This window comes from Kitasatospora sp. NPDC056731 (genome assembly GCF_040687675.1).
GTDB lineage: Bacteria > Actinomycetota > Actinomycetes > Streptomycetales > Streptomycetaceae > Kitasatospora.
The window spans coordinates 209628-230139 of sequence record NZ_JBFBNR010000003.1; the positions used below are offsets into that span (position 1 = coordinate 209628).

At 73.0% G+C, this 20512-nt stretch carries 16 protein-coding genes; 12 read left to right on the top strand and 4 right to left on the bottom strand.

The window, feature by feature from the left end:
* Positions 1-47: 47 nt before the first annotated feature.
* The 6 genes from pdhA to AB0R04_RS05085 all read left to right on the top strand — a co-directional run bounded on the left by pdhA (position 48) and on the right by AB0R04_RS05085 (position 8001).
* Positions 48-1208, top strand: a complete 1161-nt coding sequence (gene pdhA / locus AB0R04_RS05060; protein ID WP_363368282.1) for a pyruvate dehydrogenase (acetyl-transferring) E1 component subunit alpha — start codon at positions 48-50, stop codon at positions 1206-1208.
* A complete protein-coding gene (locus tag AB0R04_RS05065; RefSeq protein ID WP_107452899.1) occupies positions 1205-2182 on the top strand; it encodes an alpha-ketoacid dehydrogenase subunit beta in 978 nt (325 codons plus the stop codon). Before pdhA ends, AB0R04_RS05065 begins: the two co-directional genes overlap by 4 nt.
* 15 nt (positions 2183-2197) lie before the next feature.
* Positions 2198-3652 carry a dihydrolipoamide acetyltransferase family protein gene (locus tag AB0R04_RS05070; protein ID WP_363368284.1) on the top strand — a complete coding sequence of 485 codons (1455 nt, stop codon included), beginning with the start codon at positions 2198-2200 and terminating at the stop codon, positions 3650-3652.
* 256 nt (positions 3653-3908) lie between these two features.
* The gene (locus AB0R04_RS05075) at positions 3909-5132 is read left to right on the top strand and encodes a benzoate/H(+) symporter BenE family transporter (protein ID WP_363368286.1); all 1224 of its coding nucleotides are present in this window, start codon (positions 3909-3911) and stop codon (positions 5130-5132) included.
* Positions 5133-5362: 230 nt separating this feature from the next.
* Positions 5363-6541 (top strand): M64 family metallopeptidase, encoded by a 1179-nt coding sequence (locus AB0R04_RS05080; RefSeq protein ID WP_363368288.1) that lies wholly within the window; start codon positions 5363-5365, stop codon positions 6539-6541.
* 98 nt (positions 6542-6639) lie between these two features.
* Positions 6640-8001, top strand: coding sequence for an MFS transporter (locus AB0R04_RS05085; RefSeq protein WP_079135739.1), 1362 nt, complete (start codon positions 6640-6642; stop codon positions 7999-8001).
* A gap of 63 nt (positions 8002-8064) precedes the next feature.
* Here the strand turns inward: AB0R04_RS05085 and AB0R04_RS05090 are convergent, their stop codons facing one another.
* From AB0R04_RS05090 to AB0R04_RS05100, 3 genes are all read right to left on the bottom strand, one after another.
* Positions 8065-8877 (bottom strand): Bro-N domain-containing protein, encoded by an 813-nt coding sequence (locus tag AB0R04_RS05090; protein ID WP_363368290.1) that lies wholly within the window; start codon positions 8875-8877, stop codon positions 8065-8067.
* Between the two features lie 332 nt (positions 8878-9209).
* Positions 9210-10043, bottom strand: coding sequence for a Bro-N domain-containing protein (locus AB0R04_RS05095; RefSeq protein WP_363368292.1), 834 nt, complete (start codon positions 10041-10043; stop codon positions 9210-9212).
* 165 nt (positions 10044-10208) lie between these two features.
* On the bottom strand, positions 10209-11030 hold the full coding sequence (locus AB0R04_RS05100; RefSeq protein ID WP_363368294.1) for a maleylpyruvate isomerase family mycothiol-dependent enzyme: 822 nt from the start codon (positions 11028-11030) through the stop codon (positions 10209-10211).
* A gap of 173 nt (positions 11031-11203) precedes the next feature.
* Here AB0R04_RS05100 and AB0R04_RS05105 point away from each other — a divergent pair, with 173 nt between their 5' ends.
* From AB0R04_RS05105 to AB0R04_RS05115, 3 genes are all read left to right on the top strand, one after another.
* A complete protein-coding gene (locus AB0R04_RS05105) occupies positions 11204-12001 on the top strand; it encodes a carbon-nitrogen family hydrolase (protein ID WP_063348508.1) in 798 nt (265 codons plus the stop codon).
* Positions 12002-12188: 187 nt separating this feature from the next.
* Positions 12189-13298 carry a GntR family transcriptional regulator gene (locus AB0R04_RS05110; protein ID WP_363368296.1) on the top strand — a complete coding sequence of 370 codons (1110 nt, stop codon included), beginning with the start codon at positions 12189-12191 and terminating at the stop codon, positions 13296-13298.
* 115 nt (positions 13299-13413) lie between these two features.
* Complete coding sequence (locus tag AB0R04_RS05115) at positions 13414-14061, top strand: hypothetical protein (protein ID WP_063348510.1); 648 nt, start codon at positions 13414-13416, stop codon at positions 14059-14061.
* 53 nt (positions 14062-14114) lie between these two features.
* Here AB0R04_RS05115 and AB0R04_RS05120 read toward each other — a convergent pair whose 3' ends face one another.
* The gene (locus AB0R04_RS05120) at positions 14115-14900 is read right to left on the bottom strand and encodes an SLATT domain-containing protein (RefSeq protein WP_363368298.1); all 786 of its coding nucleotides are present in this window, start codon (positions 14898-14900) and stop codon (positions 14115-14117) included.
* A 375-nt stretch (positions 14901-15275) separates the two neighbouring features.
* On the opposite strand from AB0R04_RS05120, the gene purD reads away from it, so the two are divergent.
* The 3 genes from purD (at position 15276) to AB0R04_RS05135 (ending at position 20457) form a co-directional block, all read left to right on the top strand.
* A complete protein-coding gene (purD, locus tag AB0R04_RS05125) occupies positions 15276-16523 on the top strand; it encodes a phosphoribosylamine--glycine ligase (RefSeq protein WP_363368300.1) in 1248 nt (415 codons plus the stop codon).
* Positions 16524-17055: 532 nt separating this feature from the next.
* Positions 17056-18639: a hypothetical protein gene (locus AB0R04_RS05130; protein ID WP_363368302.1), complete on the top strand. Its 1584-nt coding sequence runs from the start codon at positions 17056-17058 to the stop codon at positions 18637-18639.
* Between the two features lie 219 nt (positions 18640-18858).
* Entirely contained in the window at positions 18859-20457 is a 1599-nt protein-coding gene (locus AB0R04_RS05135) for a N,N-dimethylformamidase beta subunit family domain-containing protein (RefSeq protein ID WP_363368304.1), read from the top strand.
* Positions 20458-20512 lie beyond the last annotated feature (55 nt).

The window sequence follows — 20512 nt, forward strand, 5'->3', positions numbered from 1 at the left end:
GACCGGACCGGTCACCGGCGACCCCGGGCGGCCGGACAGACCGAGGAGTGAACGTGACCGTCAAAAGCACGGCGAGGGCCCGCAAGAAGGCGGCCCCCGGCGTCCCTGACACCCTCCGCGCCACGGGAAAGGACGCCCAGCCGGAGCTCGTACAGCTGCTCACCCCGGAAGGCGAGCGGGTCGAGCACCCGGACTACCCGCTCACCACCACCCCGGAGGAGCTGCGCGCCCTCTACCGCGACCTGGTGCTGGTCCGCCGGTTCGACGGCGAGGCCACCGCACTCCAGCGCCAGGGCGAGCTGGGCCTGTGGGCCTCGCTGCTCGGCCAGGAGGCCGCCCAGGTCGGCTCCGGCCGCGCCATGCGCACCGGCGACTACGCCTTCCCCACCTACCGCGAGCACGGTGTCGCCTGGTGCCGCGACGTCGATCCGCTCAACCTGCTCGGCATGTTCCGCGGCGTGAACCACGGCGGCTGGGACCCGAACGAGAAGAACTTCCACCTGTACACCATCGTGATCGGCGCGCAGGCCCTGCACGCCACCGGCTACGCGATGGGCATCAGCAAGGACGGCACCGACGACGCGGTCATCGCCTACTTCGGCGACGGCGCCTCCAGCCAGGGCGACGTCAACGAGGCCTTCACCTTCGCCTCGGTCTACAACGCGCCCGTGGTGTTCTTCTGCCAGAACAACCAGTGGGCGATCTCCGAGCCCACCACCACCCAGACCAAGATCCCGCTGTACCGCCGCGCCTCCGGCTTCGGCTTCCCCGGCGTCCGGGTCGACGGCAACGACGTGCTGGCCTGCCTGGCCGTCACCCGCTGGGCGCTCGACCACGCCCGCAGCGGCAACGGCCCGGTGCTGATCGAGGCGTTCACCTACCGGATGGGCGCGCACACTACCTCCGACGACCCCACCCGCTACCGGCCCACCGAGGAGACCGAGGCCTGGAAGGCCAAGGACCCGATCGCCCGGCTCCGCGCCCTCCTGGAGAAGGAGGGCCTGGCCGACGAGGAGTTCTTCACCGCGATCGACGCCGAGAGCGAGCGGCTGGGGCTGCGGGTGCGCGAGGGCGTGCGCGGCATGCCCGACCCGGACCCGACCCTGATCTTCGACCACGTGTACAGCGAGCCGCACGCGCTGGTCGATGAGGAACGGGCCGAGTACGTCCAGTACGCGGCCTCCTTCGAGGCGGGGGAGAACCACTGATGGCCGGTCAGCTCAGCATTGCCAAGGCGCTCAACGGCGCGCTGCGCAAGTCGCTGGAGAGCGACCCGAAGACCGTCCTGATGGGCGAGGACATCGGCAAGCTCGGCGGCGTCTTCCGGATCACCGACGGCCTGCAGAAGGACTTCGGCGAGGGACGGGTGATCGACACCCCGCTCGCCGAGTCCGGCATCGTCGGCACCGCGATCGGCCTGGCGCTGCGCGGCTACCGCCCGGTGGTGGAGATCCAGTTCGACGGCTTCGTCTACCCGGCCTTCGACCAGATCGTCTCCCAGCTGGCCAAGATGCACGCCCGCGCGCTCGGGAACATCAAGCTCCCGGTCACCATCCGCATCCCCTTCGCGGGCGGCATCGGCGCGGTCGAGCACCACAGCGAGTCGCACGAGGCGTACTTCGCGCACACCGCGGGCCTGCGCGTGGTCAGCCCGTCCAACGCGCACGACGCGCACTGGATGCTGCGGCAGGCCATCGCCTCGGACGACCCGGTGGTCTTCCTGGAGCCCAAGCGCCGGTACTGGGACAAGGGCGAGGTCGGCGACGCCGCCGACCTCGGACTGCACGACGCCCGGATCGTGCGCTCCGGCACCGACGCCACGCTGCTCGCCTACGGCCCGATGGTCAAGGTCTGCCTGGAGGCCGCCGCGGCCGCCGAGGAGGACGGCCGCCGCCTGGAGGTCGTCGACCTGCGCTCGCTCTCCCCGGTGGACTTCACCACCCTGGAGGAGTCGGTCAAGCGCACCGGGCGGGCCGTCGTGGTGCACGAGGCGCCGGTCTTCCTGGGCATGGGCGCCGAACTGGCCGCCCGGCTCACCGAACGGTGCTTCTACCACCTGGAGGCGCCCGTCCTGCGGGTCGGCGGCTACCACGCGCCGTATCCGCCGTCCCGCGTCGAGGAGGCCTTCCTCCCCGACCTGGACCGCGTGCTCGACGCCGTCGACCGCGCACTCGCGTACTGATCCGGGGGAGCGAAGATGACCACCGAAGTTCGCTCGCTCCGCGAGTTCAAGATGCCCGATGTGGGCGAGGGCCTGACCGAGGCCGAAATCCTCAGCTGGTACGTCAAGCCCGGTGACACCGTCACCGACGGGCAGGTCGTGTGCGAGGTGGAGACCGCCAAGGCGGCGGTGGAGCTGCCGATCCCGTTCAACGGGGTCGTCGAGCAGCTCTTCTTCCCCGCGGGCGCGACGGTCGACGTCGGCACCGTGATCATCTCGGTCGCGGTCGCCGGGGAGGCCGGGGCCGCGGCTCCTGCCGCTCCTGCTGCTGTTGCGTCCGTCGCCGCCGCCGCGCCGGCCGAACCGGCCGAGCCCGAGCGGCGCGAGGTGCTGGTCGGCTACGGCCCGCGCACCGGTACCGCCCAGCGCCGGGCCCGGCGCACGACCACGACGACCGTCACCGCGACGCCGGCTCCGGCCGCGCCCGTCGTGTCGGCCGCTCCGGCACCGGTCGCACCGGTCGCGCCCGCCTCGCCTGTCCTGGCCGAACAGCCCGCCGGGGAGCGGCCGTTGGCCAAGCCGCCGGTGCGCAAGCTGGCCAAGGACCTCGGCATCGACCTGCGCGCGGTCGTCCCGACCGGCCGGGACGGTGTGATCACCCGCGAGGACGTGCACGCCCACGCGTCGGCCCTGGCCACCGCGCAGGCCACCGCGCAGGCCGCCCCGGCGGCGGCGCCGGTCAAGGCCGGGCCGGTCGGTGCTGCGGTGCCGGTGCCGGTCACCGTGACGGGCGACGTCCGGGTGCCGATCAAGGGCGTCCGCAAGGCGACCGCGCAGGCGATGGTGGCCTCGGCCTTCACCGCCCCGCACGTCACCGAGTTCGTCCAGGCCGACGTGACCCGCACGATGAAGTTCGTCCGCCGGCTCAAGGAGAGCGGCGAGTTGGGCCGGGACGTCCGGATCAGCCCGCTGCTGCTGGTCGCCAAGGCGCTGCTCACCGCGGTCAAGCGGCACCCCGAGATCAACGCGCAGTGGGACGAGGCGGCCCAGGAGATCGTCATCAAGGGCCAGGTGAACCTCGGCATCGCCGCGGCCACCCCGCGCGGCCTGATCGTCCCCAACATCAAGGACGCTGGCGGCAAGACCCTCACGGGCCTCGCCGTCTCGCTGGGCGAGCTGATCGACACCGCCCGCCAGGGCAAGACCTCGCCGGGCGACATGCAGGGCGGGACCATCACCATCACCAACGTCGGCGTCTTCGGCGTCGACACCGGCACCCCGATCCTCAACCCCGGCGAGGCCGCGATCCTCGCCGTCGGCACGATCCGGGACATGCCGTGGGTGCACAAGGGCAAGGTCGTCCCGCGTCAGGTGACCACGCTGGCGCTCTCCTTCGACCACCGCCTGGTGGACGGGGAGCTGGGCTCCAAGGTGCTGGCCGACGTGGCCGCGCTGCTGGAGCGCCCGAAGCGCCTGATCACCTGGGGCTGACGGTCCGGGACGTCACGAACGGGAAGCCACGAAGGGGCCTTCCCCCACACCGCCGTGTGGGGGAAGGCCCCTCCGCTTCTGCCCGCCCGTCGGCCGGCGCTGGGAGCGAGGCCGGCGGACGGTGATCAGGACCAGCCGATGACGGACGCGCACATGACGTGACTTCATCCCTACAGACGTGCATCCTCGCCGGGGGTTGCAGGTGGTTTCAAAGACTTTTCCGGGGCCCCGGCGCGGCGTTCGGGATACTTCCGGAATGACTGAAGAGCTGACGGTCCGACCGGAGACGGTGCCGGACAGGGGCGAGGAGCGCCGGTCGCTGCGACGGGACGTGTCGGGGCCGGCGCTGCTGGCGGGGCTGGTCTGCATCGCGGTGTCGTTCTCGGGGCCGCTGGTGGTGGTGCTCGCGGCGGCGGCCGCCGGACGGCTGGACGCGGCGCACACGGCGTCCTGGATCTGGGCGGTGGCCATCGGCAGCGGGCTGAGCGGCTTCGCGCTGAGCTGGTGGACCAGGACCCCGGTGATCACCGCCTGGTCCACCCCGGGCGCCGCGCTGCTGGTGACCAGCCTGGGCGCGTACCCGTACCGGGAGGCGGTCGGGGCGTTCCTGGTGAGCGCGGTGGTGGTGACGCTCTTCGGGGTGACCGGCTGGTTCGGCCGGCTGATCGCGGCGGTGCCGGCCGGGATCGTCAACGCGATGCTGGCGGGCATCCTGTTCTCCTTCGGCGCCGGGATCTTCGGCGCCGTGCACGGCGCGCCGGTGCTGGTGGTCGGCAGCCTCGCGGCCTTCCTGCTGGCCAAGCGGCTGGCCCCGCGGTACGCCGTCCCGGTGGCGCTGCTGGTGGGCGGGGTGCTGGCGGCGCTGACCGTCGGACTCCCGCTGCACCTGGGCTCGGGCGGGCCGACCCGGCCGGTGTTCACCGTGCCGGGGTTCTCCTGGGCGGCCACGGTGGGGCTGGCGCTGCCGCTCACGATCGTGGTGCTGGCCTCGCAGAACGCACCGGGCCTCGGGGTGATGCGGGCCTTCGGCTACCGGCCGGACGACCGGCTGCTGATCGGGTCGACCGGTGTGGTGTCGCTGCTGCTGGCGCCGTTCGGCTCGCCGGGGGTGAACCTGGCGGCGATCACGGCGGCGATCTGCTCCGGCCCGGAGAGCCACCCCGACCCGCGCCGCCGCTACGTCGCGGGGATGTCCTCGGGCGTGCTGTACGTGCTGGTGGGCAGTTTCGGCGGGGTGCTGGTGAGCCTGTTCACCGGCCTGCCGAAGGAACTGATCGCGGTGATCGCCGGGGTCGCCCTGCTGGCCTCGCTGCAGGGCAGCCTGGCGGCGGCGGTGGCGGACGAGCGGGGGCGGGACGCGGCGGTGGTGACCTTCCTGGCCAGCGCCTCGGGGATGAGCCTGTTCGGGATCGGCTCGGCCTTCTGGGGCCTGCTGTTCGGGCTCGGCACCCACCTGGTGCTGAACCTCCGCAGGCGCTGACGAGAGGCCTGTCATCGGCCAGATTCCAGTCATTGGGATGACTGGTGAGGTGAGGGTCATTCGGCCAGGTCGGTGACATTTTCGGCACGCGGTAGGGGTGACACACCCGTCCGGGTACGTCTTCGCTCCACCACCCGGGCTACGCCGGGTGACCGGAACCCCGAGGACGCACCCGTATGCCACCTGGCAACCCTGGCCGTCTCGTTCGGAGTCTGGCCGCGCTCGTGCTGGTGTCCACCGCCGTACTCCCCGCCGCCCTGGAACTGGTCGGCCCCTCGCCGTTCGGCGTGATCGGGCCGGGCGCCCCCGCCGACCGGGCGGTCCCGCCGCACAGCGCACAGCGCGCCGACCGCCGGACCGTCACGGCCGCCCCCACCGTCGACATACGCCGCACCGGGGACCCGGCCAACCGGATCACCCTGGTCCTGCTCGGCGACGGCTACACGGCCACCGAACAGGACCTGTTCCGACAGCAGGTCGACCGGGCCTGGCACGCGCTGATGGCCATCGAGCCGTTCCGCACCTACCAGGGGTTCTTCAACATACGGCGGGTCGAAGTGGTCTCCCCGGTCTCCGGGATAGCCGAGACCGAGAGCCGCGGCCGCAACCCCGCCACCCCGCTCGGCATGCACTTCTGGTGCGAGGGCACCGCCCGGCTGCTCTGCGCCGACGAATCCGCCACCGCCCGGTACGCGGGCGACAGCTCCGGGCCGCAGTACCTGATAGCCCTGGCCAACTCCACCGAGTACGGCGGCGCCGGCGGCACCGGGGTGACCACCCTGGCCGGCGGCAGCCCGGACGCCGGGCGGATCATCCAGCACGAGATCGGGCACACCGTGGGGGACCTCGGCGACGAGTACGACAGCGCCCCGGACGACGCCGAGTACCCGAACCTCGCCACCCTCGACGCCGACGACATGCGCAAGAAGCAGACCAAGTGGTGGCGCTGGCTGGGCGCGCAGTCCCCGGACGGCGCCGGGACGGTCGGCGCCTACCGCAGCGCCAACGGCCTCTACCGGCCCACCCCCGACTCGGTGATGCGCACCCTGGGCAGCGCCTACAACCTGCCGTCGCGCGAAGCGATCATGGAGGAGCTGTACCGCAGGATCCGGCCCACCGACGCCCCGTCGCCGCCGCCCGGCGAGGTGAGCGGGCGCCCCCGGCTGAACGTCCGGCCGGTGCCGCTGACCGGCCCGCGACAGCTGAAGGTGGAGTGGAAGGTGGACGGCGTCGCGGTGACGCCGCAGGCCGCCGACGGCGCCTGGCTGGACACCGACCAGCTGAATCTGGCCCCGGGCCGGACGGCCACCGTCACGGCGACCGTCCGGGACACCACCGACTGGGTGCGGGACGAGGCCTTCCGGGACCGCTACATGACCCGGTCGGTGTCCTGGACGGTGACCGGCTGACGCCCGGTCCGCGGAATCCGTGGAATCCGTGGTCCGTGGACGATCGACCGCACCCCGCACTGGGCGTCCCATCATGGGATGACTAGTCTGGTCGCACTATGACCGTGGAGCCCGCCCGCTCAGCCGCACCCCTGTCCGTCCCCGCTCCCCGAACCGCCGACTCGCCGCCGTCGGCCGCCCCCGCACCGTCGGCAGCCCCCGCGCCGTCCCCGCCCGGCGGGCGCGCGGCCTGGCTCGCCTGGTCCATCGGCGTCAGCGTCTACATCCTCGCGGTGATCCACCGCACCAGCCTCGGCGTGGCCGGACTGGACGCCGCCGACCGCTTCGGCATCGGCGCCTCCGCGCTCTCCACCTTCTCGATCCTCCAAGTGCTGGTCTACGCGGCCATGCAGATACCGGTCGGCCTGCTCGTCGACCGGATCGGGCCGCGCCGGGTGCTGCTGATCGGCGTCGTCCTGCTGAGCTTCGGCCAACTGGCCTTCGCGTTCAGCTCCTCCTTCGCCCCCGCGCTGGCCTCCCGGGCGGTGCTCGGCTGCGGCGACGCGATGACCTTCATCAGCGTGCTGCGGCTCGCCGCCCGGTGGTTCCCCGCCGCCCGGAACCCGTTCGTGGCCCAGCTCACCGGCCTCGCCGGGATGGGCGGCAACCTGATCACCACCGTGGTGCTCGCGCAGGCCCTGCACCGCGAGGGCTGGACACCCACCTTCACCGCGATCGCCCTGCTCGGCGTCGCGGTCTTCGCGCTGGTCGCGCTCTTCCTCAAGGAGGCCCCGGCCGCCGCCGTACGGCCGGTCGAACACCCGCCCGCGCCGCGGCCGAACGTCGGCCGGCAGGTCCGCGCGTGCTGGCGCGAACCGGGCACCCGGCTCGGGCTCTGGGTGCACTTCACCACCCAGTTCCCCGGCAACGCCTTCGGCCTGCTCTGGGGCCTGCCCTACCTGGTGGAGGCGCAAGGCCTCTCCCGGGCCGCGGCCGGCGGAATGCTGACCCTGCTGGTGCTCAGCAACATGGCCTTCGGCTTCCTGTTCGGCCGGGTGCTCTCCGTCTCGGCGCGAGCCCGGATGCCGATCGTCCTCACCGTCATCACGGCCACCGCCCTCGGCTGGGCGCTCGTCCTGGCCTGGCCCGGCGGACACCCCCCGATCTGGCTGCTGTCCGCCATCATCGTGGTGATGGGCAGCAACGGCCCGGCCTCACTGGTCGGCCTCGACTACGCCCGCGCCCGCAACCCGGTGGAGCGCCTCGGCACCGCCTCCGGGATCGTCAACATGGGCGGCTTCATCGGCACGATGATCACCCTCTTCGGCATCGGCGTCCTCCTCGACGGCCTCTCCCCGGCCGGCACCGACTCCTACTCGGCCGACGCCTTCCGCTGGGCGTTCTGCTGGCAGTACGTCCCGCTGGCGGTCGGCACGGCGATGATCCTGCGCCTGCGCCGCAAGGTCGCGGCGGGGGCGTAGGGTCTTTGACCTGCGGAAACGCGATTAGTCTCAGAATTTCTGAGGGTATACGGCACCGGCGGATCAGCGCCCGTACTCCCGCAACATCTCGGCCATCTGCGGCGGTGTCCCGTAGATCCGGGCGCCGTGCAGCTCCGCGTGCATGAGCCCGTCATCCGGTGGGGACTTCTGCTGCGCCGCGTTCCGCATGCGGATCAGATCCACCAGCTTCAGGTTGGGGCAGCCCGGGACGATCCGGCTGGCCCGGATCCCGACCCGTTCCTCGCCCGGGCAGGCGAAGTAGGCGCCGAACGGCGGTCCGCTGTCTTCCTCCCGGGTCGGCAGGTGGAGGACCATCTCGCCGTGGCGGCAGTGGACCGTCCCGTCCGAGTGGACGGTCAGGCCGGGCCAGTTCTCATGGTCGATCTCGGCGACGATCCGTACGTTCTGCCCGATCGCCTCGGCCAGGGTCTCCGCCATCCGCCGCTGCTGGATGGGGATGTCGGTGTCCCCGCGGCGGACGGAGGGGATCAGCTCGTCGGTAACCCAGGTTCGGAAGGGTCGAGCAGAGCGCTTCTCCGACCTCATAAGGAGGCTGTACAGTCCTGCCTCGCTCACCACGCCGAGCAACGGATTTCCCTGCCGGTAGGGTTTCTGACCTGTGGAAACGCCGTAACCATCACCTTGGGCGATGGTTACCGACCGTAGGTCGACAGTGCTGTGTTGGTGGGGCTCCAGCCCTTTGACTGCATCGGTCGGATTGCGTCGGCCCAGGACTCGGCACACGTCCGCCACGGCAAACCACGGTTGTCCGTCGATCATCACGACTCTGATGGGTTGGCCGGTGACCGGGAAGCTCGATCGGACCAGAGTCATCTGCTGCTGTTCGTCGTCCATGGGGACGCCCCTCCTTCTTCCGGGTGATGGCGGGAGTGTCCGGAACAACGAGGTCGAACGGGTGAGGTGTTGGTGCTGGATTGACGGATGGATGCACGAGTGGTGCCGACCCGGCGCGCACTCGTGCGTGTACGCCGGGTGGCGTGCGCTGTGGGGCGGTTGGGGTCAGATGGTGACCGCAAAGGCGGGCAGGACGCGGTCGGCGAGCTCCTGCGTCTGCGTTGGAAGGTTGTGGCGGCGGGGCGTAGGGTTTCTGACCTGCGAAAACCTCGTAACCCTAGCTTTCAGCGAGGGTCTCGAGCGTCATGCCCCCGGTATACGGCATCGGCGGTTCAGCGCCGGTACTCACGCAGCAGTTCGGCGAGCTGTGGCGGCGTCCCGTAGATGCGGCCAATGTGGCCGTCGTTCACTTCTGCGTACATGAGCCCGCGATCGGGCTCGGGTTCACGGTCCGGCCTGGGTAGTGCTTCGCGCCGCATGCGGATCAGGTCCACCAGCTTCAGGTTGGGGCAGCCGGGGACGATCCGGCTGGCCCGGATTCCGACTCGTTCCTCGCTCGGGCAGGCGAAGTAGGCGCCGAACGGCGGCCCGCTGTCTTCCTCCCGGCTTGGCAGGTGGAGGACCATCTCGCCGTGCTGGCAGTGGACCGTCCCATCCGAGTGGACGGTCAGGCCGGGCCAGTCCTCGTGGTCGATCTCGGCGACGATCTGTACCTGCTGCCCGATCGCCTCGGTCAGGCTCTCCGCCATCCGTCGCTGCTGGGTGGGGATGTCGGTGTCCCCGCGACGGACGGAGGGGAGGAGGTCTTCAGTAACCCACGCGCGGAATGATCGGGCGGACTTCTTGTCCGACCTCATGAGAAGGGCATACAGTCCTGCCTCACTCACCACGCCGAGCAATGGATTTCCTCGTCGGTAGGCTTTCTGACCTGCGGAAACGCCGTAACCATCACCTCGGGTGATGGTTACCGAGCGCAAGTCGACAGTGCGGTGCTGGTGGGTTTCCAGCCCTTTGACGGTGTGGGCTGGGTTTCCTCGGCCCAGGACTCGGCACACGTCCGCTGTGACGAACCACGGTTGTCCGTCGATCATCACGACTCTGATCGGTTGCCCCGTGACCGGGAAGCTGGACCGGACCAGAGTCATCTGCTGCTGTTCGTCGTCCATGGGGACGTTTCTCCTTCTTCCGGGTGGTGGTGGGAGTGTCCGGAACAACGAGGTCGAACGGGTGAGGTGTTGGTGCTGGATTGACGGATGGATGCACGAGTGGTGCCGACCCGGCGCGCACTCGTGCGTGTACGCCGGGTGGCGTGCGCTGTGGGGTGGCTGGGGTCAGATGGTGACCGCGAAGGCGGACAGGACGCGGTCGGCGAGTTCCTTGTCGCCGTCGATGGTGACCGGGCCGGGGCGGCCGCGGCCGCAGGCGAGCCGGAGGTAGGTCTCCCAGTCCATGGTGAGCTGGACGTCGGGGGCCAGGCTGATCGACTCGTCGACGGTGCCGCGGCCGGTCGAGTCGACCCGGATGGTGCGCAGGAACTCCACGCGGCCGGTGACGTCCAGGACCATAGCCGTTCCGGCCGGGGCGCCGGCCTGGTGGGCGACGGCCTTGGGCAGCAGCCCCAGCAGGACGTCCCGGGCGATCAGGGCGGCCGGGGAGTCGAGGTTGCCGGGGGTGTCCAGGGCGCGGCGCAGGTCCTGCTCGTGCACCCAGACGTCGAAGGCCCGCAGGCGCAGCAGCTCGTGGTACGGCACGTCGCGGCTGTTCGGGCCGCCCGGCCAGCGCACCGGCTCCAGGGGCATCTGCTTGGCGTTCCGCAGCGCCCGGGAGCGGCGGATGATCGTGTACTCCAGCTCGCTGGTCATCTCCAGCGCGGTGTGGCAGCGGCGCTTGTCGACCGGCAGTTCGATGTAGCGGGCGAAGTCGGTGGTGACGTGGCGAAGGTCACGTGGCAGGGAGTGGATCGGGCGGGGGTCGCCGAGGAGTTCGGACTCGACCGCGATGATGTGCGAGACGACGTCCCGGACCGACCAGCCGGGGCATTCGGTGGCCCGGTTCCAGGAGCCCTCGGGGAGGGGGGCGACCAGCTCCGATATGGACTCGATGCTCTGGGCCCACGCCTCCGCGTAAGCCTGCACGGTCTGGTTGTCCGTCACGGGAATCTCCGGCCCTCCGTCAGCTTCCTTGCCCTCTGCGCCCGGCCTCCCCGGTCGGCCGGGATGGTCCGGCTTCCGGGCGCACAAGCTAACCGCACGTTACGCTGCCGGGAGACAGCTGGGCAGCGCTTTCGGGTGACGATCGTAGGTCTCTTGCCGTGGACGGTGGTACTGTGCGCGCTTCATTGATCCAACTCGGGGTCTCCGACGCCGAGCCGCCCGCCGAACGGCGGGCCCGGGCCGCCGCGCTGGTCCGGGCGCAGCAGGGCGCGGACCTGGTGGTCCTGCCGGAGCTGTGGCCGCTCGGCGGCTTCGCCTACGACCTGTGGTCGGACGGCGCCGAGACGCTGGACGGGCCCACGTCGGACGCGATGGCGGCGGCCGCGCGGGCGGCCGGGGTCTGGCTGCACGCCGGTTCGATCGTCGAGCGCGATCCGGACGGGCCGATCTACAACACCTCGCTGCTGTTCGCCCCGGACGGCGAGTTGGTGCACACCTACCGCAAGATCCACCGTTTCGGTTTCGACAGCGGCGAGGCGGTGGTGATGGGCGCCGGGCAGGAGATCGTCACCGCGGCCACCGACTTCGCCACCCTGGGCCTGGCCACCTGCTACGACCTGCGCTTCCCGGAGCTGTTCCGGGCGCTGTTGGACGCCGGCGCGCAGCTGCTGGTGGTTCCGGCGGCCTGGCCGGCCCGGCGGCGCGAGCACTGGACGCTGCTGGCGCGGGCGCGCGCGGTGGAGGAGCAGGCGTTCGTGCTGGCCTGCAACACCGCCGGGACGCACGCCGGGGTCGAGCAGGCCGGGCACAGCATCGTGGTGGACCCGTGGGGCCGGGTGCTGGCCGAGGCCGGTACGGAGGAGCAGGTGCTGACCGTCGAGTTCGATCCGGCCGAGGTGGGCAAGGCCCGTGAGGAGTTCCCGGTGCTGCGGGACCGCCTGCTGGGGATCCCGGCGCCGGTCCAGCGCTGACCCGGGCCCGGCCCCGCCCGGCACGGCCCGGGCGGGGGGAGTCCGGGGGTGTCGGAGGCCTCCGGGGGGTTGGTTTGTACCTTCTCGGGGCGGGTTTGAGAAGATGAGCACTCGTCGTGTTCCCCGCCGCTCGTTGGCCGGTCCGCCGAGGGGCGGCCTGATCAGCCCGCCCCAGGAGGTTGCGCGCATGCCCGGCAACGGCGCAGGCGACACCCGTCCCGTCATCCAGCGCAACAGCCTGCGCGAGCAGATCGCCGGTGCGCTGCGCGAGGAGATGATGGCCGGCCGGCTGGCAGCCGGCCGCAACTTCACCGTCAAGGAGATCGCCGAGCTGTACGGAGTCTCGGCGACCCCGGCCCGCGAGGCGCTGGTCGACCTCGGTGCGCAGGGCCTGCTGCGGGCCGAGCACCACCGCGGGTTCACCGTGCCCGAGCTGGGCTGGGACGACTTCCTGGAGATCTTCGAGTCCCGGGTGCTGGTCACCGACAGCTACTACCGCCAGTTCTCCGCCCGCCGGGCGCTGCCGGACCTCGCCAGGCTGCCCTCGCTGCGCCGCCGGGCCGACGCGGCGGTCCGGGCCGCCCGGGCCGGGAACCTGGACGTGATGGTGGGCTGCGACCGCCGGTTCTGGCAGGAGGTCGCCGCGCTGATCGGCAACCGCCGGATCGGCGACTACCTGGACTGGCTGCGGGTGCAGTCGTGGATGTTCGCCGCGCCCTACCTGCGGGAGCTGCCTGTCCTGGCCGAGATCTGCTGGGACCGCCACCTCGATCTGGTCGACGCCATCGGCGCGCGGGACCTGGTCGGCGCGCACCGGATCATCTGCGAGTACAACCTGTACACCGCCCGGCTGCTGGCCGGGCTGGCCGGGCGGCCGCTGGAGTCGGTGACGGTGCTGGGGCTGCTCACCGAACCCCTGGACGGCGAGTCCCTGGACGGCGAGCCTCTGGACAGCGAACTCCTGAATAGCGAACCCCTGGACGGCGAGCCCGATGGCGGCGACCCCGGTGGCGGCGGGTTCCTGGGCGGCGAGCCCGTGCCGCCGGCCCCGTCCGCCGAAGTCCCGTCGGTGGCGGCCGAACCGGTTCCCGGCCAGGCGTTCGACCAGGTCGGGAGGGGTCGACGCCGGCCGGGTGAGGAGGTCGGCCGGGAGCTCGGCCGCGAACTCGGGCTGGGCCTCGGCCTGGTGCCGCAGCCGCGCTCGGTGCCGTACGGCCGGTTCGGCCGGCGGCTGCCCGAACCGCCCCCGGACGCACCGCAGGGACGGCCCGACCCGCGCCCCGCCCCGGGCCGGTAGGGTGGGCGGTCGTCGAACCGGGCGTCCCGCACAACGGCCGTCCGGGTACCGACCCCGCCCCCGTCGTCGTCCCGTCCTGCGGGCGACCCCGCCGCCCGGAGAGGAACTGCCGGCCATGGCCTGCGACCTCTGGCTCGTCCCGCTCGTGGACGTGCTGAGCCACAGCCCCGACAATCCCTTCAGGGACGATCTCGCCCTCTACAACTCGGTGTTGGCCTCCCGCGGGCTGCCCGAGGTGCCGGTCTACCAGTACGTGCCGGGGCTGAGCGGGGCGGTCGAGCCGATAGCCGCCTTCGACTACGACTCGCTGCACTTCCTGCGCCGCGCCTACCTGCTGGGCCTCACCGGGCTGGACATCACGCCGGTGGACTCGCTCGGCGGCGACTACGAGCAGCTGCTGGAGATGTTCGAGAGCAGCGCCGAACAGTCGCACCTGGTCTGGCACTTCGACCACGCGGGCGCCTACGTGCCGATAGAGTTCCCGGCGCCGCTGGTGGACGACGCACTGCTCGCCTCCGGTGGTCCGCTCGGCTCCAGCCACGGGCTGCTGCGCGAACTGCAGGCCGTCGCACCGGCGCTGGGCCTCGACCCGCTCAACCCGCCGGGCCCGACCCGGCCGCTCGGCCCGACCGGCCTGGAGCAGCCGTTCGGGCCGCCGCTGGACGACCTGCACCCCTTCGCCCGCGAGCGGCACGCCTGGGCGGGCCTGTACGCGGCGGCGACCCGCAGCCTCGCCCAGGGCTCGATGGTGGTCTTCGCCTGAGGCACCGCCCGCTGCATCCTCCCGCCCGCCACGGCAGGCGGCCCGCTCGCCCGCTACCGCAGCGGCCCCTCCGGCGGCCGCTGGCGCGGCATGGTGGGCCGGGTGCCCGGCGGCGGCAGCACCCGCACCTGGGCGCCCACCCCGCTCTCGCTGCGCCCGCCCCAGGTGCCCGGGGCCTGGGTGGGCAGCTGGGTCATGGACGCGCGGAACTCCAGCATCCACTCCGAGGTCTCGGTGCGGACCATGTCCGAGACGTCCTCGCAGAACCGGCGCAGCACGCCGAGGCAGCGCTCGGCGGCTTCGCCCGCGGTGCCCTCGGTCGGGCCGAGCACCTCGCGCACGCACTCCGACGCCCAGTCGAACTGGAAGGCCTCCAGTCGGCGTTGCAACGCCTGCGCGGTGCTGACGTCACGCATCCAGCCGGAGGTGAGGCCGAACACCCGGTCGGTGCCGTAGCAGGCGGCGGCGAGGGCCAGGCCGACGTAGCCCCAGCTGGTGCCGTGCGAGACCGCGCCGGTCAGGTCGACCAGCGGCGCGGTCACCCCGCCCACCGCGAAGCCGGCCGTGCCGAACCGCAGCAGGCGCGCCCAGCGGCGCTTCCAGATCCGGTCCCTGCGGTACCACTCGATCGCCTCGACCGCCCGCTCCTCGGACCAGCGGTACAGCTCCTCCAGGCGCTCGGCCGGCTCGCCCCAGTCCCCGAGGGGGAACTGTCGAGTGCTCAGATCGGTCCGTCGGCGGGTGGACGCCTGGCGGGCGATGGTCGCGGCGGGCGGGTCCTCCTCGCCGATCTCCTTGCCCCAGGCACTCTCCTCGGGCTGCATTTCCGGCTGGCTCACCTGTGGGGCTCCCTGTGGCGGGCGGACTGCTGGGTCTGGCGGTCTGGCGGTCCATCGGCTGACGCGGCGTCTGCCGTTGGTTGTCCAACAGCACTTCTTACCGCCAAATGGCTGACCATGGGGTCGCTTCCCCGGTGATCGTTACCGGATTCGGCCACCGGAGCCCGAGGTGGAAGGGATGCGGGGGGCGGCGAGATTTCACCCGTCCGAGGGAGGGTCCGGTGACCCGCCGTCCTGACTCGGGCACCCGGTGCGCACCGAGCCGGTCCGAGTTGGAGGTTTCTCCGACATCCTCGGCGTACGGACCTCCCCGACTGGAGGATCGGACGGGACCGGAGAGCGGCCGGAACTGGCCACCGACTACCCTTGCCAAGCGTGAAGGTCCTCGTCATCGGCGGCGGCGCCCGCGAACATGCCCTGTGCCGCTCTCTGTCCCAAGATCCCGCTGTCTCCGAGCTGCACTGTGCCCCGGGCAACGCCGGGATCGCGCAGGTGGCGACGGTCCACCCGGTCGACCAGTTGAACGGCGCGCAGGTCGCCGACCTGGCCGTGCGGCTCGGCGCCGCCCTGGTCGTCGTCGGCCCGGAGGCCCCGCTGGTCGCGGGCGTCTCCGACGCCGTGCGCGCGGTCGGCATCCCGGTGTTCGGCCCGTCCGCCGAAGCCGCCCAACTGGAAGGTTCCAAGGCCTTCGCGAAGGACGTGATGGCCGGGGCCGGCGTGCCCACCGCCCGCTCCTACGTCTGCACCACCCCTGCCGAGGCCGCCGAGGCGCTGGACGCCTTCGGCGCGCCGTACGTGGTCAAGGACGACGGCCTGGCCGCCGGCAAGGGCGTGGTGGTCACCTCCGACCGCGCGGCCGCGCTGGAGCACGCCGCCTCCTGCGAGCGCGTGGTCATCGAGGAGTACCTGGACGGCCCCGAGGTGTCGCTGTTCGCGATCACCGACGGCACCACCGTCGTCCCGCTCCAGCCCGCGCAGGACTTCAAGCGCGCGCTGGACGGCGACGAGGGCCCCAACACCGGCGGCATGGGGGCCTACTCGCCGCTGCCGTGGGCGCCCGCCGGGCTGGTCGAGGAGGTCCAGCAGAGCGTCCTGCAGCCGACCGTCGACGAGCTGCGCCGCCGGGGCACCGAGTTCTCCGGCCTGCTGTACGCGGGCCTCGCGCTCACCTCGCGCGGCACCCGGGTGATCGAGTTCAACGCCCGCTTCGGCGACCCGGAGACCCAGGTCGTGCTGGCCCGGCTGCGCACCCCGCTGGCCGCCGTGCTGCTGGCCGCCGCCACCGGCACCCTGGACCAGCTGGAGCCGCTGCGCTGGGACGAGGGCGCGGCCGTCACCGTGGTCGTCGCCTCCGAGGGCTACCCGGCCGCGCCGCGCACCGGTGACCCGATCGAGGGCCTGGCCGAGGCCGAGGCCGACGGCACCGCGTTCGTCCTGCACGCCGGTACCAGGGCCGACGAGGACGGCCGGGTGCTGAGCGCCGGCGGCCGCGTCCTGTCGGTCACCGCGACCGGCGCCGACCTGGTGGAGGCGCGCGACCGCGCGTACGCCGCCGTGGACCGGATCGCCCTCAAGGGCGGCCAGCACCGCACCGACATCGCCCTGAAGGCAGCCACCGAGTAGGGCCTGCCCCGCCTCCGCCCGCAGGGCGCCGCGCACCGTGGGATTTCCCCCCATGGACGCAGCGCCCTGCGGCGTTTCCGGGGCGGGAGTGACTCCGGGGGCCGGCGCACCGTTCGGCGGTCGGATTCCAGCCCATCGGGTGACAGCACCCGCATCCGGCTGACGTAGCCGGGCGCCCGGCCTTATGGTGCGCTGGATCGCAGTGCGACGTGGCCGTGCGCCGGGGTCGCCGCCGGGTAGCGGTGTTCCCACGGGGGGATGCTGGACGGCGTCCGGCCGGGCGGGTGCCCGGGTGCTTCGCACCGGACCGGTCGTGACCGTCCGGAATCCGGGCGGTGTCACCGGGACGAGTGGAAACCGGGGCGATCCGGAACACCCACCCGGGCCGGTGCGTCGAACATGGCAGAAGCGCCACACAGCATGCACTACCGGGGATCGGACGCCTCCGCTTCCCGGTCGGAACTGATCGTTTCGAGTCGGCTCAGGGCCCGTCGCCGGGCGCCCGAGGGCTCCGAAGGGGGTGCCGCACCGTATGGCCGCAGTCGACACCGCGCGCGCTCACGCCCAGGCGGTCCTGCGGGTCCGAGGTCTCGCCCTGGCCGCCGCCGTCATGCCCGCCGCCGTCGCGGTGGTCCTGCTCGCGGGCCGGTTCACCGGGCGGATCGGCGCACCCGGCTCCTCCGACGCCGCCGGGTGGGACGCCGCCCGCTGGGCGGTCTGCGCGGTGGCCGCGCTGACCCTCCTGGTGGCCGGGCTGACCGCCCGCGCCTACCACCGGGCCGTCCCGCCCCGGACCCCGGCCGTCCCGCTGAAACGCGTCGAGGCGCCCGAGCTGTACCGGCTGATCGACGAACTCGCCGACCGGCTGGACGTGCCCGCGCCCTCCGCGGTGGCCCTCACCCCGGACTGCGACAGCTGGCTGGAGGACGTGCCGCCGGTTCGGCGGGCCCGCCCGCTGCGGCCGCACCCCGAGCCGCCCGGCCCGGTCCTGGTGATCGGCTCGCCCTTCCTGTGGTGGATGCGGGCCGGCGAACTGCGCGCCCTGCTCGCCCCCGTGGTGGCCGGCACCGCCGCCTCCGCCGACCCGGAGATCGCCGCCGCCCGCCGCTTCCTGCGCAGCCTGGACGCCAGCCTGGACTCCGGCCAGGGTGCCGCCCCCGGCCTCGGCGGCGGCACCCTGGCGGGCCCGCCCCGGCCGGAGCGCCGCGGTCCGGCCGCGCTCGCCGAGCGGATCACCCGCGGGATCACCCGCCGGCTGCTCGGCGCCTGCCGAGGCCACGCCGCCGAGCTGGAGCGCTCCGTCGCGAGCTGGGCCTCCGAGCAGGCCAGGACGGTCGACTACGGCCTGCGGATCGCCGCCCAGGAGCAGGTCGGCCTGGCCTACGCGGGCTGGGACCGGCTGCTCACCCGGGTCGCGCTGCCCGCCTGGCGGCTCGGCCGCCACCCTGCCCACCTCAACGCCGGCGTCGTCTCCGCGCTCACCGAGCTGTCCCGGCGCGACCGCCTGGCCGACGGCTACGGCACCCGGCTCGGCGACCGCCCCGCCTGCGACCTGCTGGAGGAGCCCGGCACCGTCGACCGGGCGGTCTCCCGGCTCGCCGCCGAGCTGTTCTTCGGCAGCCCGGCCGCCGGCGCCTGGCACGAGCTGGAGTGGACCGACTACCCGGCCGACGTGGTGGACGCCGGCTGGCGGGCCCGCGCCGCCGCCCTCCAGACCGCCCTGGACCGGCTCGCCCCGCAGGCCCGCCCCGGCTCCCCGACGCTCACCCGGCTGCTGGTCCGGCTCGCCGAGGGCGAGGGGGAGCAGCTGGCCGCCGCGCTGGCCGCCCAGCTGGCCCGCACCACCGCCCCGGCCCCGCTGCTCGAAACCGCCCGCAGCGGCCGTGACCTGCTGGTCGACCACGTCACCGCGATGGTCTGCTGCGCCGCCGTGGACACCGCGGGCGGCGCGCCCGGCCTGGACTGGCTGGACGGTCCGGTGCTGCTGCTGGGCGGGATCCGCCGTACCGACCTGGCCGGGCCGGTCGCCCAGGCCGTCGAGCAGGGCCAGGACGGCCCGCTGCGGGCCTGGCTGGACGCCGCCGACGTCCGTCTGGAGAAACCCGTCCGGTTGTGAGCCGGACAGGCGGCGCTCGGCGCTCCGGCGCGCGCCCCCAAACCGACCGGCGGGCGGCCGTCTCCGCAGGCCGGAGACCCGGCCGGGGGAGGGCGTGAGATTCCCGGCACCAATTGCGACCACAGGGTGACGGAGCGCCAGCACTCTGTGGTGTATTAGACCGCACGCACATCCGGGGGGCACGTGCCAACCGGGCGGAAGTGCACCTGGGAGGGGCGCGTGGGCACGGAACTCAACCGCCGCTGGGAGTCCGGAACGCACGCTTACAGCGTCTCCGACCCCTTCGGCCAGGGCCCGCTGCCCTGGCTGCGCAGCCCGGACCAGTACCTGGCCGATGCCGAGGGCGCCGTCCCCTGGTACGTCTCGGTGGACGCGCCCGGCCAGCGGCCGCTGGCGGTCGGCGCCCGGCCCAAGCCGCCGGTCGGCACCCCGCAGAGCGCCAACGACGTGGACCAGCAGATCAAGGGCTTCGCCTCGGCCGGGGTGATCCGCCCCGGCGGTTCGGTGGACTTCCGGGTCACCGTCAACCCGCCCCGCGAGTTCACCGTGGACGTCTGGCGGATCGGCCACTACGGCGGCGACGGCGCCCGCCACATGACGTCCAGCCCGCTGATCGCCGGGCTGGCCCAGCCCGCCCCGCTGGTGGTCGAGCGGACGGTCTCCTGCCACCACTGGTGGCACTCCTGGCGGCTGCAGATCCCGGTGCACTGGAAGCCCGGCGCGTACGTCGCCGTGCTGACCACCGCGGACATGCTGCACCGCAGCCACATCCCGTTCACCGTCCGGGACTTCGAGGACCGGGAGCACGCCGCCGAGCTGCTCCTGGTGGTCCCGGACGTGACCTGGCAGGCCTACAACCTGTTCCCCGAGGACGGCCGCAGCGGCGCCAGCCTCTACCACGCCTGGGACGGCCGGGGCGGCCTGGTCGGCGAGCCGGAGGCGGCCGTCACGGTCTCCTTCGACCGCCCGCACGCCACCGCCGGGCTGCCGCTGCACGTCGGCCACGCGTACGACTTCATCCGCTGGGCCGAGCGCTACGGCTACGACCTCTCCTACGCCACCGCCACCGACCTGCACGCGGGCCTGGTCGACCCGGGGCGGCACCGGGCGCTGATCTTCCCGGGCCACGACGAGTACTGGTCCGAGCCGATGCGCCGGGCCGTCGAGCAGGCCAGGGACGACGGCACCTCGCTGGTGTTCCTGTCCGCCAACACCATGTACTGGCGGGTCGAGCTGACCGCCGCCGCCTCCGGCGAACCCAACCGGCTGCTCAACTGCCGCAAGCGGCAGAAGGTCCAGCCGGGCAGCCCGGCCGTCGGGGTGCCCGGTTCGGCCAGCGCGCTGTGGCGGGACGCCGGCGAGCCCGAGCAGCAGGTGCTCGGCCTGCAGTACTCGGGCCGGGTCGCCGCGCCCGTCCCGCTGATCGCCCGGCACACCGCGCACTGGCTCTGGGACGGTACGGGCTTGCAGGAGGGCGACGAACTGCCCGGCTTGGTCGCCGGCGAGGCCGACCGCTACTACCCCAAGGTGGCGCTGCCCGAGCACACCGAGCGGGTGCTGCTCGCGCACTCGCCGTACCAGGACCTCGGCGGCCGCACCCGCTACCAGGAGACCTCGCTGTACCGGGCGCCCAGCGGCGCGTACGTGTTCGCGGCCGGCACCTTCGCCTGGTCGCCCGCGCTGGGCCGCCCCGGCCTCACCGACGAGCGGATCCAGCGGGCCACCGCGAACCTGCTCGACCGCCTCGGCAAGAACGAGCCCGCCCCCGGCCGGAGCGGTGCCGCCCTCGGCCAGAAACGGGGCCTCGGGGGTTCGTGAAAGACTGCGGGGGCAGTGACCTCCCCTTTCGCGCGCCCCACGCCCGCGAACGACC